Raw genomic sequence first — 14,748 nt, 5'->3', positions numbered from 1 at the left:
CCCGGGCCTCACGGCAGCGGGATGAACTCTGCGTCATCGCCCGGCGGCAGGTGAAAACGTCCGTTCTCCCAGTCGCCCCGGCGCCACGCCTCCTTGGCCTCCTCGATGCGCTCCTTGGACGAGGCGACGAAGTTCCACCAGATATAGCGCGGCCCCTCCAGCGTCGCGCCACCCAGCAGCATCACCCGCGCGCCCTGCGGCCCGGCCTTCAGCGACACCCGGTCGCCGGGGCGGAACACCATCATCTGCCCGGCCTCATAGCTGGTGCCCGCCTGCGAGACACTGCCCTCGACCACATAGACGCCCCGATCCTCGTGATCGTCCGGCAGCGGGATCGCGGCGCCGGCCTCCAGCACCGCATCGGCATAGAACATCTCCGAGTCGGTCTCGACCGGCGCCCGCGCGCCCCAGGCATCGCCCAGCACCAGCCGCACCTGTTTGCCCTCGCCTTCGAGAAACGGCAGCTCACCCACGCCCGCATGCTGAAAGAGCGGCGCGCGGTCCTCATGATCCTTGGGCAGGGCAACCCAGGTCTGGATGCCGAAGAACGGCATCGGGTCGACCTGCGTCTTGTCATCGGTGCGCTCGGAATGGGTGATGCCCTCTCCGGCCACCATCCAGTTCACCGCGCCGGGCTCGATCCAGGCGTCCGTGCCGAGCGAATCCCGGTGATGCATGCGCCCCCGGAACAGGTAAGAAATCGTGGCGAGCCCGATATGCGGATGCGGGCGCACATCCATGCCGCGCGTCGGCAGGAATTCCGCCGGGCCCATCTGATCGAAGAAGATGAACGGGCCGACCATCTGCCGCTTCGGCGCCGGCAGCGCGCGGCGCACCTCGAACCCGCCGAGATCGCGGGCGCGCGGCAGGATCAGCGTGTCGATGGCATCCACCTCGTCTCTGGTGGGGCAATGCGGGTCAAGCGCGGGGTTCCAGCTCATATCTGCCTCCTCGTTCTCGGGCTATGACCTGAAGATAGCGCAATCGGCGCATGCGCAAACCGCCGGGTTTCGCGCGGGATATGCGCGTTTTTGCACAGGGCCGTGACCGCCCCCGATTGGACGCCACGGAAAATGCGGGTATCCTGAGGCCAAAGCCTCGCCCTTCCCTTCGCGCCACGCATGATTATCTGAGTGCCATGACCCTGCACATCCCCTTCGACAACAGCTATGCCCGCCTGCCCGGCGATTTCTACACGCGGCTGAAACCCACCCCGGTGAGCGCGCCAAGGCTCATCGCCTTCAACGAGGCGCTTGCCGAGGAGCTAGGCATCACCGGCACCGACGATCCGCGCCTCGGACCGGTCTTTGCCGGCAATGTGCTGCCCGACGGCGCCGACCCGCTGGCGCAGCTCTATGCCGGACACCAGTTCGGCGGCTTCTCTCCGCAGCTCGGCGACGGGCGCGCGCATCTGCTGGGCGAGGTGGTGGGGCGCGACGGCATCCGCCGCGACATCCAGCTCAAGGGCTCCGGCCCCACGCCTTATTCCCGGCGCGGCGACGGGCGCGCCTGGCTGGGGCCGGTGCTGCGCGAATACGTGGTGAGCGAGGCGATGCACGCGCTCGGCGTACCGACATCCCGGGCGCTGGCCGCCGTGCGCACCGGCGAGGACATCTATCGCGAGCGTCCGCTGCCCGGCGCCATCCTCACCCGCGTGGCGCAAAGCCATATCCGCGTCGGCACCTTTCAGGTCTTTTCCTCGCGCGGCCAGTATGAGGATCTGCAAACCCTTTTCGACTACACCGCCGCGCGCCACTATCCCGGCGCCACCAGCCCCGATGCGCTGCTCCAGCAGGTCTGCGACCGGCAGGCGGCGCTGGTCATGCAGTGGATGAGCTTCGGTTTCATCCACGGGGTGATGAACACCGACAATTGCACGCTCTCGGGCGAGACCATCGACTACGGCCCCTGCGCCTTCATTGACAGCTACGACCCGGGCCAGGTCTATTCCTCGATCGACCGGCACGGGCGCTACGCCTATGCGGCGCAGGCGGATATCATCATCTGGAACATGGCGCAGCTCGCCACCGCGCTGGTGCCGCTGATGCCCGATGCGGATGCCGCGGTCGAACGCTTTACCGAGATCGTGCACGGCATGGCCGACACGCTGCGCCGCGAATGGCTGACGCGCTTTGCCGCCAAGATCGGCATCGCCGCGCCGACGCAGGACGATGGCGCGCTGATCGGCGAGCTGCTCGACCTGATGCACAAGGGTCAGGCGGATTTCACCAATACCTTCCGCGCGCTTGCCGATGGCGGCGCGCGCGACCAGTTCACCGACCCCACGGCCTTTGACGCCTGGGAGACACGCTGGCGTGCCCGTATCGAGGGCGAGGACGACCCAAAGGCGCTGATGCGACACAGCAACCCCGCCTTCATCCCGCGCAACCACCGGATCGAGCAGATGATCTCGGCGGCGGTGGAGGGCGACGAGCGCGCCTTTCACCACATGCGCGGCGTGCTTGCCCGCCCCTATGACGATCAGCCAGAGGCCGAGGAGCTGCGCCGCCCGCCGCTGCCTACCGAAGTCGTTCCCGCCACCTTCTGCGGCACCTGACCGGCGAAGCCCGCGTCGGCGCGGGGAAATTTCCCTTCACGCGGGGGGCGGCTTTCTGCCAGAGTGGCGGCAAGATGCTCGATCACCGATGAGGGGAGGAACCGGAAAATGGGTCTTATGGGAACGCTGGCGAAAGTCGCCATCGGCTATGCCGCGGCGCGCGGCGTCGACAAGATGTCCGGCGGTCAGGGCCTGGGCGCCCTGCTCGGCGGCGGCGCGCAGGTCAAGGGCAGCGAGCCCGGCACCGCGCAGCAGGCGCAGCTCGGCCAGATGCTGGGCGGCGGCCAGTTTAAGGAGATGATGGAGAAGATGCAGCAGGGCGGGCTCGGCGCGATGATGGCCGGAGCCGGGCTCGGCGGCACCGGCAGCGGCAGCGGCGACAAGGGCGGGCTGCTCTCGGCGCTTGGCGGTCAGGGCGGCGCCGGCATGGCCGGGCTGCTCGCCATGATGGGCGGCGCGGCGGCGACCGGCGGCAAGGGGGTCGGCGGCATGCTCGACCAGATGGGCGCCGCCGGCGCCCCGCCCGAAGCAGAGGAGGCCGCCGGCCTGATGCTGCGCGCGATGATCCAGGCGGCCAAGGCCGATGGCGGCATCGACAAGGCGGAACAGGCCAAGATCCTCGAAACCGTCGGCGACGATGCCACGCCCGAGGACATCGCCTTCGTCAAGGCGCAGCTCGCGGCGCCGGTCGATGTGGCCGGGCTCGCCGCCGACACGCCCGAGGCGCAGAAGCCGCAGGTCTATGCCGCCTCGCTGATGACCATCCGCGTCGACACCCAGCAGGAGGCCGATTACCTCGACACGCTGGCCAAGGCAATGGGGCTCTCAGAGGTGGTGGTCAATCAGCTCCATATGCAGATGGGGATGCAGCCGCTCTATTCCTGACGGCATCCCCTGCCCTTTTGCCCCCGCCCGGACGGTTTCGGGCGGGGCTTTTTGTGTTCACCCCCCAGGAGACCGCCCATGTCCCGCTCCCCCTATTTCGGCCTCGCGCTCGCGGCGTTCGGCGCGCTGGCGCTGACGCCCGACGCGCTGCTCATGCGGCTTTCGGGCATGCATGGCTGGCAGATGCTGGGCTGGCGCGGGCTCTGCGTCGGCGCGGTGTTCTGGAGCGGCTGGCTGCTCGGCCGGCGCGCGCCGGGCGCGCTGCGTCCCCTGCTGAGCCGCGCCGGGCTGGTGCTGATCCTGGCGCAGTATTGCAACGCCACGCTGTTCCCGCTGGGCATCGCGGCGGCGCCGGTGGCGGTGGTGCTGCTGGCGGTGGCAACGGGGCCGGTCTGGGCGGCGCTGCTGTCGCGGCTGCTGCTGGGCGAGCCCACCAGCCGCGCCACCTGGGCCGCCATCGCCGCCGTGCTGGTAGGCATCGCGCTGGCGGTCTCGGGCAAGGGCGATGTGGCGGTGAACCGCGCCGCCCTCACCGGGGCGCTCTGCGGGCTGGGCGTGGCGCTGAGCCTTGCCACCACCTTCGTCACCCTGCGCCGCGCGCCGGCGCTGCCGCTGCTGCCGGCGCTCGGCACCGGCGCGGCGCTGGCCGGGCTGACCGGGGTGGCGCTCACCGGCCCCATGGCGATGACAGAGGGCAATGTCGCGGCGATCCTTGTCACCGGGCTCGCCATCCTGCCGGTCTCGTTCTTCTCGCTGTCCTCCGCCTCGCGCCACACGCAGGCGGCCAATGTCAGCCTGCTGATGCTGCTTGAGACGGTGCTGGGGCCGCTCTGGGTCTGGATCGGCCTCGGCGAGGCGCCGAGCCTGCGCATGCTCGCCGGCGGCGCCATCGTGATCGCGGCGCTGCTGCTCTATATCCTCGCGCCGCGCCGGCGGGTCACCGCGCCTCGCGCCGGGTGAGGACGGTGTGCAGCCCCGCCGCCGCCACGGTCAGCAGGATGATCACCGTGCCCACCGCATTGATCACCGGCGGGTGGCCGTTGGGGTTGCGCGCCATGGCGCCGATCTCGGTGGCAAAGGTGCAGGCGCCGCCCTTGGCGAACATGGTGGTGTTGTAATTCTCCATGCTGGCCATGAAGGCGATCACCGCCGCCGAGGCCAGCGCCGGCGCCAGATAGGGCAGCGTCAGCCGGCGGAAGACCCGGAAGGGCGTCGCCCCCAGATCCAACGCCGCCTCTTCCAGCTCCACCGGCTGGCGTTGCAGCCGCGCCATCAGGATCAGCATCGGATAGCCGGCGATAAAGGTGGTCTGCGCCATGACGATGGTGAAGAGCCCCGCATCCACGCCGAGCCGTCCCCAGAACACCAGCGCCGAGAGCCCCAGCACGATCCCCGGCGCCAGCATCGGCGACAGCAGCACCCACCAGAGCACACCATTGGCGCGCGACCGCCAGCGGGTCAGCAGCACCGCGCCGGCCAGCCCCAGCATCAGCGACAGCGGCACCACGAGCGCCGCCACCAGCACCGAATTGCCGAAGCAGCCGACAAAGCGGTCGCGGTCGAGCGCCCGCAACACCGGGTCCGCCCGCAGCGCCTCCTCGGGCATCCAGAAGAACGCGTACCATTTGCCGGTGACGCCGCGCCAGTCGGTCACCGAGGGCGGCGAGACATCGTTGACCGATGACAGCACCATGAGCAGCAGCGGCAGGAACATGAAGCAGAGGAACGCCCAAGTGTAGAGCGTCAGCAGCCCGTCGGCGCTGATGAGGCGCGGCAGGCGGATCGCCGGCGCGCCGCTGCGTGTGTCGGCAAGATCGCTCATTGCACCCTCGCGAAATCCTTGAGCCGCGTCCGCATCAGCCACATGAAGAGCGCCACCAGAGCGAAGCAGACCAGCGTATAGGCAAAGCTGTAGGCGGCGCCGGTATTGGCGTTGGGGCTCTCGAAGAACTTGTTGTAGATCGTCTGGCTGAACCATTCCGCCTGAAGGCCGCGGCTGATGATGCGCGGCACCGAAAACGCCCCCGCCGCCAGCATGAAGGTGGCGATGGTGCCCACGGCAATGCCGGGTTTGGAATGGGGAATGATGATGCGGCGATGCACCCGCCAGGGCGAAGCGCCGAGATCGCGCGCCGCCTCGATCTGATTGCGGTCGAGCGTGCTCATGACGTTGTAGATCGGGAACACCATGAACAGCACATAAGTGTAGACGATCACCAGAAAGACCGTACCGGGGAAGCGCTTGAACTGGATCGGCTCGCCGATCAGGCCCAGCCATTGCAGCAGCCCGTTCAGCAGGCCCGCATTGTCGATGATCGTGGTCCAGGCATAGATCCGCATCAGCTCGACAATCGCGTAGGGGATCACCAGCCCGAGAAACAGCCAGACCGCCCGGCGCGGCGGCGTGGCCAGCGCCACCTTATAGGCGATGGGATAGCAGAGCAGCAGCGCCAGCGCCGTGGCGATCACCGCCTGCACCAGCGTGCGGGTGAGCGTCACCAGACCGATGCGCTCGTAGGTCTGGCCATCGGCCTCAAAGCGCAGCCCGATCAGCGCCAGCAACCTGTTGGAGAGCCTGGCGTTTTCCTCCGCCCGCCGCGCGTCGGATTGGGGGATCAAGCGCGCGCTCGCGAGCGTGGCGAAATTCTCAAGCGTGTAGGGGTTGGCCTTGGCCTCGCGCTCTTTCAGCTCGCCGTAAAGGTCCCGCGCCAGCGCGCCGATTTCCTCGGCGGTGGCTTTCTGCTCGGCGATGGGCGCGCTGTCGGAAACGCTGAGCAGCGGCAGGCCATAGGTCTCGTCGAGCCAGGCGCGCGGCTCGCCGGCGGAGCGCACCAGCGCGGTATGGGTGGTGGCGCGGTCGCATTGCAGAATGTAGGGGCGCGCGGTTGTCCCTGCCCCGCTTGCCGAGGGCAGCGCCAGACCGGAGGACGGCGCCGCCGGGCCGGAAAGCGAGGGGATGGCAAGCCCGCTGGAGGGCTTGGCCGCGTCGGACGCATAGCCCTCCAGCACCGAGATGCAGGTGCGCGCGTCGCGCATCAGCATCTGCGCCGCCGAGCTGTCGAGCGCGCGGGCCGGCGCGGTCATCGCGCGCTCCAGCATGGTGAGCTGCGGCAGCACGATCAGCATCAGCCCCCAGAGCGCGGCGGCGGCGAAAAACGCCAGCGTCAGCCCGCGCCCGTATCCGCGCAAAAGCCCGTTCATTGCGCCGCAAGCTCGCTGCCGGTGCGCGCCAGCGGCCCCGCCGGCAGAATCACCGCGCGCTCGGCGGAAAAGCCCAGGCCTGTCAGATCCTGCCCCGAAAGATCCGGCGCGCGCCCGTCATTGGTGACGTGAACGGAAAGCTCCACCCCCTGCGCCTCGAAGAAGAGGTTGAGAAAGGCGCCCTCCAGATCGCGGCGCTTGAGCCGTGCCGACAGCCGGTTTTCCGCATGGCCCGGCACCATCGCCTCGGGCCGGACGAAGAGCATCGCGTCGGCGCCCGGCGCCAGTTGCTCGGGGTTGCGGGCGCGGAACCGGCCCAGCGGCGTGACAATGCGGGCGGTGCCATTCTCCACCGTCTCGACACGGCCCTCGAAGCGGTTGATCTCGCCCACGAAACTGGCGGCAAAGGCGGTGCGGGGCTGCGAATAGATCTCGTCGCCGCTGCCCACCTGCTCGATCACGCCGTTGTTCATCACCGCGATGCGGTCGGACATGGTGAGCGCCTCGCCCTGATCGTGGGTGATGTAGATAAAGGTCACCCCGGTCTTGCGCTGGATCGCACGCAGCTCGGCGCGCATATGCTGGCGCAGCTTCAGATCCAGCGCCGAGAGCGGCTCGTCGAGCAGCAGCACCGAGGGTTCCACCGCCAGCGCCCGGGCAATCGCCACCCTCTGGCGCTGACCGCCGGAAAGCTCCGAGGGCAGCTTGTCACCCTGATCGCCGAGCGCCACCAGATGCAGCAGCTCCTGCGCCCTGTCGCGGCGGGCGCGTTTGCCGATGCCGCGCGCCTCCAGCCCGAAGGCGACGTTTTCCCAGACCGGCATCAGCGGGAACAGCGCAAGGTTCTGGAAAATCAGCGCCGTGGGCCGCGCGTTCGGGCCCTTGCCCGCCATATCCTCGCCGCCGATCAGCACGCGACCTTGCGAAGGCTCGATAAAGCCCGAGACCGCGCGCAGGATCGTCGTCTTGCCGCAGCCCGAGGGGCCGAGGATCGAAAAGAACTCGCCCGCCTCGATGCGCAGATCGGTGGGCGCCACCGCGGTGAAGCCGTTGGGATAGGTGATGGAAACGCTGTCGAGCGTCACGTCCTTGCCGCGCATGGGGAGACTCCGTCGGAAACGGGCCTGTCCTAACGGCGGAACGTGACAGTTTCTTGATGGCCGCCCCGGCGCGGGCTCAGGCGCTTTTCATCGTGTCGTTGCCGTTCTCGTCGCGCCGGTCGTCCTTGCGCTCCTGACGCTTGGGGGCAAAGACCAGCAGCCGCGTGCCCTCGGTCTCCTTGGGCTTGTCCTCCGGCCCCAGCAGCCGCAGCGTGCCGTTCGGGCCGAGATCGGCAAAGGGCACCGCCTCGGGGTTCTTGGCGCGCCACTGCTCCAGCGAGAACTCGGCGCTGAGCTTGGTGACGCGGAATTCCCAGCCCTCCGACAGCCGCGCATTGGATTCGAAAAACGTCTCGTCGAGCCCGATCTTGCCGCCGCCCAGCGTCGCCGGCAGTGCATGGCGCGCCGAGGCCTGACGCACGCGCTTGAGCTGGAACACATGTTCGCGGCCGAATTCCGGCGCCAGATCGGTGGCCACCAGCGTGTTGTAGGCATCGTTGTCGGTGGCGGCGATGACCTTGTCATAGGTGACGAAATCGAGCTTGTGCTCGGCGGCTTCCGACAGGATGTCGCCCCAGAAGGTCTCGAGCCCCGCCTCGCGGGCCTGCCGCAGATGCGCGTGGTTCGGGTCGGCCACCACCACCGGCAGCTCGAGCTTTTTCAGCGCCGCCCCCAGCGCCGCCGCCCAACGGGAGCCACCGACGATCATCACCCCCGGCGTCGCCGTGGCGTTCTGCCCCAGCAGCCGCGCCAGCGGGGTCAGGGTAAAGCCGTGCAGCACCACCGTCGCCGCCACCAGCGCAAAGGCCAGCGGCGCCACCCGGTCGCCATCGGGAATGCCGAGCTGCGCCAGCCGCTCGCCAAAGAGCCCCGCGACAGCCACCAGCACCACGCCGCGCGGGCCGGTGAAGGCCACCAGCAGCCGCTCGCGCCAGGGCACATTGGTAAAGGCCAGAGCCACCAGCACCGGCAGGGGGCGCGCAAGAAACACCACCGCCAGCACAAAGACCAGCGCCCGCCAGTCGAGCGAGGCCAGCGTCTCGCGGTCCATATTGGCGGCGAGCAGGATGAACACGCCCGAGACCAGCAGGATCGTCGCGTGTTCCTTGAAGCGGCGCAGTTCCACATAGCTCGGCAGATCGGCATTGGCGATCCACAGCCCCATCACGGTGACCGCCAGAAGCCCGCTTTCGTGCAGCAGCGCGTCCGACAGCGCGAACACCGCCAGCAGCAGCACGAAGAGCACCGGCACCTTCATGTATTCCGGCACCAGCGCATTGCGGAAGGACCGCGCCAGTCCCCAGCCCCCGGCCACGCCGAGCACGATGGCGCCGACGATGCCGACCACCATGTCGGTCACCGCGGTGCTGACCGAGGCGGCGCTGTGCAGCACTGTCACCACCTCGAAGGCCAGCACGGCGGCGAGCGCGCCCACCGGATCGTTGACGATCGCCTCCCATTGCAGCAGCGCCGCCGGGCGCCGCTTCAGCCGCGCCTGCCGCAAAAGCGGCGCGATCACCGTCGGGCCGGTGACGATCATGATGCCGCCGAACACCGCCGAGGCCTCCCACGAGAGCCCCGCGCCCCAGTGCAGCGCGGCGCTGGAGGCGGCCCAGCCCAGCGGCGCGCCGAGAAACACCAGCCGCTTGACACCGGTGGCCGCGTCGCTCAGCGAATGCAGGCTCAGCGTCAGACCGCCTTCGAAAAGGATGATGGCAACGGCGATGGCCAGCATCGGCTGCATCAGCGAACCGAAATCGCGCGACGGGTCGAGCACACCCAGCCCCGGCCCGACCGCGAGCCCCGCGAGCAGCATCAGCACGATGGCCGGCATGCGCAGCCGCCAGGCGAGCCATTGCGAGCCCACCCCCAGCACGCCCACCAGCGCAAATCCCAGTACCGGGGCGAGCCCCGCGCTTTCCGCCACTGCCATCGTCGTCCTTTCCGGTATTGCCGCCCCTTGGCGCCGCAAACGCGCGCAAGCGCGGCCCTGCGCTCAGCAAATGGCACGCGGACAGTCTCTGTCCAGCCCTCCGTTACGGGAGGTCAGGGCAGATCGTGCAGAATATCGACCCCCATCAGCCGCGCATGCGCCTGAAGCGCGAAGCGGTCGGTCATGCCGGCGATGTAATCGGCCACCAGCCGCGCCAGCGCCGCCTCGTCCTGCGCCGCGTCGATCTCCTGGCGCCAGCGCTGCGGCAGGTTCTCGGGGCGCTCCATGTAGATCGGGAAGAGATCGCGCACCACCTGCGTGACCTTGGTGCGGATCTCCATCACCGAGGGCGCTCGGTACATGCGGCGGAACAGGAAGGCGCGGACCTCCTTCAGCTTCGCCCACATCTCGTCAGAGAACGCGATGACCGGGCGGCCCAGATGGCGGATCTCCTCTGCCGAGCCGGGCGCCGCCGCCTCCAGCCGCGCGCGGCTGGTGTCGATCACGTCCTCGACCATATAGCCAAAGACCCGCCGCAGCGCCTCGTGCCGGCGCCGGTAGGGTTCGAGCCCGGGATAGCGCCGGTCGACCTCCGCATAGGCCGGGGCGATCAGCGCCATTTCGGCGACCTCGTCCTCGGTGAAGAGCCCGGCGCGCAGCCCGTCCTGCAAATCGTGATTGTTATAGGCGATGTCGTCCGAAAGCGCCGCCACCTGCGCCTCGGCGCTGGCATGGGTGTGCAGCTCCAGATCGTGGCTGGCGTTATACTCCGCCAGCGTCACCGGCAGCGCCTCGCCCTCGGCCAGCGGCAGCAGAGGGCCGTTGTGCTTGGCGATGCCCTCCAGCGTGTCCCATGTCAGGTTGAGCCCGTCGAACTCGGCATAGTGGCGCTCCAGCGAGGTCACGATGCGCAGCGCCTGGGCGTTGTGATCGAAGCCGCCATAGGGCGCCATCAGCTCGTGCAGCGCATCCTCTCCGGTATGACCGAAAGGCGTGTGGCCGAGATCATGCGCCAGCGCCACCGCCTCGGTGAGATCGGTATTGAGCCCCAGCGCGCCAGTCATGGTGCGCGCCACCTGCGCCACCTCGATGGAATGGGTAAGCCTGGTGCGGAAGAAATCGCCCTCGTGCTCGACAAAGACCTGGGTCTTGTGCTTGAGCCGCCGAAAGGCCGATGAATGAATGATGCGGTCCCGGTCGCGCTGGAAGCAGGAGCGGAACGCGCTTTCCTCTTCCGTCACGCGTCTGCCGCGCGCCTGTGCCGGGTCGCAAGCGTAGATCGCCATGCGGGTCGCCTTCTGCTATGCGGCCCGGATCGTCTCGCCCGGTTGCCGCCTGTCCTTGTCCTCCCTATATTACGGGTGCCTCCCGAGATAAACCTTTGCGAGTCCAGACATGAACCTGCCTCCGAAAGTCACCGAGCGTGCCTTTGCCCGCCTCAACGAGATCGGCGCCAATGCCCAGGGCAAGGCCCTGCGCGTTGCGGTCGAGGGTGGCGGCTGCTCGGGATTCCAGTATGAAATCACGCTCGACGATCCCGCCGAGGACGATCTCGTCCTCGAAGGCAGCGGCGAACGCGTGGTCGTCGATCAGATCTCGCTGCCCTTCCTGGCCGATGCCACGATCGACTTCACCGAAGAGCTGATCGGCGCGCGGTTCGTGATCGAGAATCCCAACGCCACCAGCTCCTGCGGCTGCGGCACCAGCTTCGCCATGTGAGCACGCTCAGGCGGTGGCCAGCGCCAGACCGTCGATCACCGCCGTGAACGCCTCCGACCGGCGCAGCCGCGCGCCGGGGCAGACCGCGCGCGCCTCGTCGGCCACCAGCCGCATGAGGCTCGACCCGCCGACCAGCACCACGGCACCGATCTGCATCGGCGTGACCTGCGCCCGGTGCAGCGTCTCGTACATGGCGTGGCGCAACTGCTCGCCCGCCTCCGTCAGCGCGGCGGCGAGCGCCCCGGCTGTGAGCGGCGCCGCAAGCCCGCGCTCGATCACCCCCATCTCGATGGCGGCACCCGGCGTGCCGCTATTGGCGGCGATCTTGCCGCGCTCCACGGCAAAGGCCAGCTCGTGGCCGAGCTCGTCCTCCAGCACGCTGACAAGGCGGGCGAATTTCTCCGGCTCCACCGCATGGCGCTTCATGTCGCGGGCGGCGCGCAGGGTGTCGGCGGTGTAGAGAAACGGGATCATCGCCCAGGTCGCCAGATCCACGTAGAGCGCATTGGGCACCGGCAGCAGCCCCTCGCCCAGCGGTCGGCGCAACTGCGAGCCGAGCCCCAGCAGCGGCATGGCGTGGCTCAGCGAGACCGAGCGGTCGAAATCGGTGCCCCCCAGCCTTATGCCATGCGAGGCGAGGATCTCGATCCCCTCCGGCGCGGCGCGGAACACCGAGAAATCGGACGTGCCGCCGCCGATATCGACCACCAGCCCCAGCTCGCCGGGGCGGTCTGCCTCCTGACAGGAGCGCGCGGCGGCCTCGGGTTCATAGAGGAACTCCACCTCCGCAAACCCCGCCGCCTCGTAGCAGCCGCGCAGATCGGCCAGCGCCGCCGCGTCGCGCGCGGTGTCGGAGCTGTGGAAATGCACCGGGCGGCCCGAGAGCACCCGGTCGAACGCCCTGCCCGTCTGCGCCTCGGCGCGGGTCTTTACCTCGACCAGAAAGGCGGTGACGATCTCGGCCAGCGTGCGGCGACGCTTGGCGATCAGGCGTTTCTCGTGAAAGAGCGGCGTGCCCAGCACGCTTTTCAGCGCCCGCATATAGCGCCCGTCCTCACCCGCGATCAGCGCCTCGGCAGCCGCCGAGCCGATGCGCATGGCGCCGCCCTCCTCGGGAAAGAACACGGCGGTGGGCAGGGTCTCGGCCCCGGGCTCCAGCGCGATGCGCCGCAGCGTGCCCTGCTCCAGCATCGCGGCGGCGGAATTCGAGGTTCCGAAATCGACGGCAAGCGTGGCGGACACGGGCATGGCGGTATCCTTTGCGGCGGGAAGGTGCTGCCGCTACCGCAAAGCGCCGGGGCGCGCAAGACACCGCCCCGGGATCGCGCGGACCCCGGGGCGGTGTCAGAGGGACAGGATCAGGCGCGGAGCGCGCGGCGGGCGGGCAGCGCCTCGTCGGCGACCAGCCAGAGCCCGGAGCCCACCACCAGCGCCACGCCCAGCATCGTGCCCATGCCCGGCAGCTCGCCAAAGCCCCACCAGCCGATGGCGACCATCCAGACGAATTGCAGATTCATCAGCGGCGTCGCCACATAGGCCGGCAGCAGCCGCAGCGCCTCGACCGAGAGCCAGCGCGCGGCAAATAGAAAGAGCGCGTAGCCCGCGACCCAGCCCAGATCCGCCAGCCCCATCGGCTGCCAGACAAAGGGCAGCGCCACGCCCATGGTGAGCATCAGCGCGAGGTTGGGCCAGAAAACCTGCGCCAGCGGCACCCGCTCGATCCGCGCGATATAGCGTGCCGCCACCATCGAGCCGGTGCCCGTCAGCGCCGCAAAAAGCGCCCAGAGATGGCCCGGATCGACCGCCAGCCGCCCCGCCGGCATCAGGCAGAGCACCCCCGCCGCGCCGAGGCTCAGCGCCAGCCACACCGCCGGGCGCACCGGCTCACCCAGGGCCGGGCCGGAAAGCGCCGCCGCGATCAGCGGCATCAGCGCGATGAAGAGGAAGACATCGGCAAAGGGCAGCAGCCGGAAGGCCTGAAAGAAGCCAATGGCCGCCAGCACCGTGAGCATGGCGCGCAGTGCCATGACACCCCGGCAGCGCGTGCGCAGCCCGCCATGCCCGCCGCGCCGCGCAGCGGCCAGCGACAGCAGAATGACGAGCCCCGAAGAGAGCGCAAAAAGCTGCGGCGCGGCGTAGCCGCCCGCGATCAGCTTGGTTATCCCGTCCGCCGCCGCGATGGCGCCGGTATAGAGCGCCACCAGCCCGGCGCCCGCGAGCGCACTGCGCGCGGCGCTCATGCCTGCCCCGCGCGGGCGAAGCCCTCAAAGAAGGCATCGAAATGCGCCGACTGCCCGGCCAGCGTATCGACCACATCGAGCGTCTGCGGCGACAGCCGCGCCTGCATCCGTGCCCGCATCGCCGGCCAGTCCGGACGGCGCGCATCGCCTTCGGCAAAGAGCGCCTCCGACAGCTCGCGCAGCGGTGCCGCGACACGTTCGGAGCGGGTGAAGCGCATGCGCTCCGCCACCAGCGGCTTGCGGAAGGGCTCGGCCCCCGTCACCGCCGCATGCCAGTTGCACACGAGGAAATCGTGGTAGTCGTCGGCGACCGAGAGCCCCTCGCCCTGCTCGACGGCAAACAGATGCGTCTCGCGCGCCAGCCAGCGCGTCCAGAGCGCCGGCGGCTCGGCGCCGGCATAGCGCAGCGCGATGCAGATTTCGGCCAGAAGATCGGAATTCTGCTCAAGAAATGCCAGGTTGCCGGCAAAATGCAGGCTGGTGAGCGCCTCCGCCCCCAGCTCGGGGTCGCGCCGTCCGTATTCGCTGAGATAGAAAACGATATGGGTCAGCTCATAGGCGGCTTTCTTGTTCGGCAAGGCAAAGGTCTGCGACCGGGCGCAAAACGCGCGCAGCCGGTCGGTCAGTCCTGCATCCTCCGGACCCTCCACGCCGCGCCGCGCCAGCAGCCGGCGCGCCTCCATGCGTTGCAGGTCCGACAGCTCGGCGCCGGCGAAATCCTCGCGCGCCGCGCGGTCGGCCAGCATCGCGCCGGTGTCGCCCTCCATCCCCAGATCCTCGAGATCCAGCGTGATGGACAGCAGGAAACGATAATATTGCGGGAAAAAGGCCAGCCGCTTCCCGACCGTCTCGTAAAAGCCCGCCAGCGCCTCCAGCGCGGCGCGCGGCAGCATGGTGCCGGTGCATTCGAGAATGTTCAGAAGCTCAGCGTTTTCCTTCAGCCAGAACACATCCTCCTGACGCCGGCGGCAGGTGGCAAAGCTGGTCAGCAGCGCGGCCGCGCCGGTCTCCGGCGTGGCGATGCGGGCTTTGGGCCGGAGCGCGATCACATTGGTCATGTCGGGCCTCTTCTTTCTGGTGCGCGCGGGCGTCTCATCCCCAAGACGCCCGCTG

13 protein-coding genes are annotated in these 14,748 nt (G+C 69.1%); 4 read left to right on the top strand and 9 right to left on the bottom strand.

The genetic code is table 11. The annotated features are described in order from the left end of the window. Positions 1-8: 8 nt before the first annotated feature. On the bottom strand, positions 9-941 hold the full coding sequence (locus Ga0080574_RS20155) for a pirin family protein (RefSeq protein ID WP_076703698.1): 933 nt from the start codon (positions 939-941) through the stop codon (positions 9-11). A gap of 197 nt (positions 942-1,138) precedes the next feature. Between Ga0080574_RS20155 and Ga0080574_RS20150 the strand changes: the two genes are divergently transcribed. The 3 genes from Ga0080574_RS20150 to Ga0080574_RS20140 all read left to right on the top strand — a co-directional run bounded on the left by Ga0080574_RS20150 (position 1,139) and on the right by Ga0080574_RS20140 (position 4,402). After that, a complete protein-coding gene (locus tag Ga0080574_RS20150; RefSeq protein WP_076703696.1) occupies positions 1,139-2,557 on the top strand; it encodes a protein adenylyltransferase SelO in 1,419 nt (472 codons plus the stop codon). Positions 2,558-2,665: 108 nt separating this feature from the next. Then, complete coding sequence (locus Ga0080574_RS20145; protein WP_076703694.1) at positions 2,666-3,442, top strand: DUF533 domain-containing protein; 777 nt, start codon at positions 2,666-2,668, stop codon at positions 3,440-3,442. 78 nt (positions 3,443-3,520) lie between these two features. After that, positions 3,521-4,402, top strand: coding sequence for a DMT family transporter (locus tag Ga0080574_RS20140; RefSeq protein ID WP_076703692.1), 882 nt, complete (start codon positions 3,521-3,523; stop codon positions 4,400-4,402). On the opposite strand, the gene Ga0080574_RS20135 is transcribed toward Ga0080574_RS20140, so the two are convergent. The 5 genes from Ga0080574_RS20135 to Ga0080574_RS20115 all read right to left on the bottom strand — a co-directional run bounded on the left by Ga0080574_RS20135 (position 4,380) and on the right by Ga0080574_RS20115 (position 10,962). Further along, positions 4,380-5,264 carry an ABC transporter permease gene (locus Ga0080574_RS20135; protein ID WP_083716912.1) on the bottom strand — a complete coding sequence of 295 codons (885 nt, stop codon included), beginning with the start codon at positions 5,262-5,264 and terminating at the stop codon, positions 4,380-4,382. The genes Ga0080574_RS20140 and Ga0080574_RS20135 overlap by 23 nt on opposite strands. After that, a complete protein-coding gene (locus tag Ga0080574_RS20130; protein ID WP_076703690.1) occupies positions 5,261-6,643 on the bottom strand; it encodes an ABC transporter permease in 1,383 nt (460 codons plus the stop codon). The genes Ga0080574_RS20135 and Ga0080574_RS20130 overlap by 4 nt, the downstream gene beginning before the upstream one ends. Continuing rightward, positions 6,640-7,743, bottom strand: coding sequence for an ABC transporter ATP-binding protein (locus Ga0080574_RS20125; RefSeq protein ID WP_076703688.1), 1,104 nt, complete (start codon positions 7,741-7,743; stop codon positions 6,640-6,642). Before Ga0080574_RS20125 ends, Ga0080574_RS20130 begins: the two co-directional genes overlap by 4 nt. 76 nt (positions 7,744-7,819) lie before the next feature. Then, entirely contained in the window at positions 7,820-9,676 is a 1,857-nt protein-coding gene (locus Ga0080574_RS20120; RefSeq protein WP_076703686.1) for a cation:proton antiporter, read from the bottom strand. Between the two features lie 113 nt (positions 9,677-9,789). Further along, positions 9,790-10,962: a deoxyguanosinetriphosphate triphosphohydrolase gene (locus Ga0080574_RS20115; RefSeq protein WP_076703684.1), complete on the bottom strand. Its 1,173-nt coding sequence runs from the start codon at positions 10,960-10,962 to the stop codon at positions 9,790-9,792. Between the two features lie 109 nt (positions 10,963-11,071). Here Ga0080574_RS20115 and Ga0080574_RS20110 point away from each other — a divergent pair, with 109 nt between their 5' ends. Beyond that, positions 11,072-11,395: a HesB/IscA family protein gene (locus tag Ga0080574_RS20110; RefSeq protein WP_076703682.1), complete on the top strand. Its 324-nt coding sequence runs from the start codon at positions 11,072-11,074 to the stop codon at positions 11,393-11,395. A gap of 6 nt (positions 11,396-11,401) precedes the next feature. Here Ga0080574_RS20110 and Ga0080574_RS20105 read toward each other — a convergent pair whose 3' ends face one another. The 3 genes from Ga0080574_RS20105 to Ga0080574_RS20095 all read right to left on the bottom strand — a co-directional run bounded on the left by Ga0080574_RS20105 (position 11,402) and on the right by Ga0080574_RS20095 (position 14,693). Further along, positions 11,402-12,643, bottom strand: a complete 1,242-nt coding sequence (locus tag Ga0080574_RS20105; protein ID WP_076703679.1) for an Hsp70 family protein — start codon at positions 12,641-12,643, stop codon at positions 11,402-11,404. Between the two features lie 110 nt (positions 12,644-12,753). Continuing rightward, entirely contained in the window at positions 12,754-13,635 is an 882-nt protein-coding gene (locus Ga0080574_RS20100; RefSeq protein WP_076703677.1) for a DMT family transporter, read from the bottom strand. Then, on the bottom strand, positions 13,632-14,693 hold the full coding sequence (locus Ga0080574_RS20095) for a DUF6902 family protein (RefSeq protein ID WP_076703675.1): 1,062 nt from the start codon (positions 14,691-14,693) through the stop codon (positions 13,632-13,634). Before Ga0080574_RS20095 ends, Ga0080574_RS20100 begins: the two co-directional genes overlap by 4 nt. Positions 14,694-14,748 lie beyond the last annotated feature (55 nt).

Source organism: Salipiger abyssi (assembly GCF_001975705.1).
Classification (GTDB): domain Bacteria; phylum Pseudomonadota; class Alphaproteobacteria; order Rhodobacterales; family Rhodobacteraceae; genus Salipiger; species Salipiger abyssi.
Note: the sequence above shows the minus strand (reverse complement) of the source record. Positions and strands in the feature narration are given on the sequence as shown.

Coding starts and splice junctions, on each gene's coding strand:
- Ga0080574_RS20120 (WP_076703686.1), bottom strand. CDS start 9,676: ATGGCAGTGGCGGAAAGCGCGGGGCTCGCCCCGGTACTGGGATTTGCG.
- Ga0080574_RS20145 (WP_076703694.1), top strand. CDS start 2,666: ATGGGTCTTATGGGAACGCTGGCGAAAGTCGCCATCGGCTATGCCGCG.
- Ga0080574_RS20135 (WP_083716912.1), bottom strand. CDS start 5,264: ATGAGCGATCTTGCCGACACACGCAGCGGCGCGCCGGCGATCCGCCTG.
- Ga0080574_RS20130 (WP_076703690.1), bottom strand. CDS start 6,643: ATGAACGGGCTTTTGCGCGGATACGGGCGCGGGCTGACGCTGGCGTTT.
- Ga0080574_RS20095 (WP_076703675.1), bottom strand. CDS start 14,693: ATGACCAATGTGATCGCGCTCCGGCCCAAAGCCCGCATCGCCACGCCG.
- Ga0080574_RS20105 (WP_076703679.1), bottom strand. CDS start 12,643: ATGCCCGTGTCCGCCACGCTTGCCGTCGATTTCGGAACCTCGAATTCC.
- Ga0080574_RS20155 (WP_076703698.1), bottom strand. CDS start 941: ATGAGCTGGAACCCCGCGCTTGACCCGCATTGCCCCACCAGAGACGAG.
- Ga0080574_RS20140 (WP_076703692.1), top strand. CDS start 3,521: ATGTCCCGCTCCCCCTATTTCGGCCTCGCGCTCGCGGCGTTCGGCGCG.
- Ga0080574_RS20110 (WP_076703682.1), top strand. CDS start 11,072: ATGAACCTGCCTCCGAAAGTCACCGAGCGTGCCTTTGCCCGCCTCAAC.
- Ga0080574_RS20115 (WP_076703684.1), bottom strand. CDS start 10,962: ATGGCGATCTACGCTTGCGACCCGGCACAGGCGCGCGGCAGACGCGTG.
- Ga0080574_RS20150 (WP_076703696.1), top strand. CDS start 1,139: ATGACCCTGCACATCCCCTTCGACAACAGCTATGCCCGCCTGCCCGGC.
- Ga0080574_RS20125 (WP_076703688.1), bottom strand. CDS start 7,743: ATGCGCGGCAAGGACGTGACGCTCGACAGCGTTTCCATCACCTATCCC.
- Ga0080574_RS20100 (WP_076703677.1), bottom strand. CDS start 13,635: ATGAGCGCCGCGCGCAGTGCGCTCGCGGGCGCCGGGCTGGTGGCGCTC.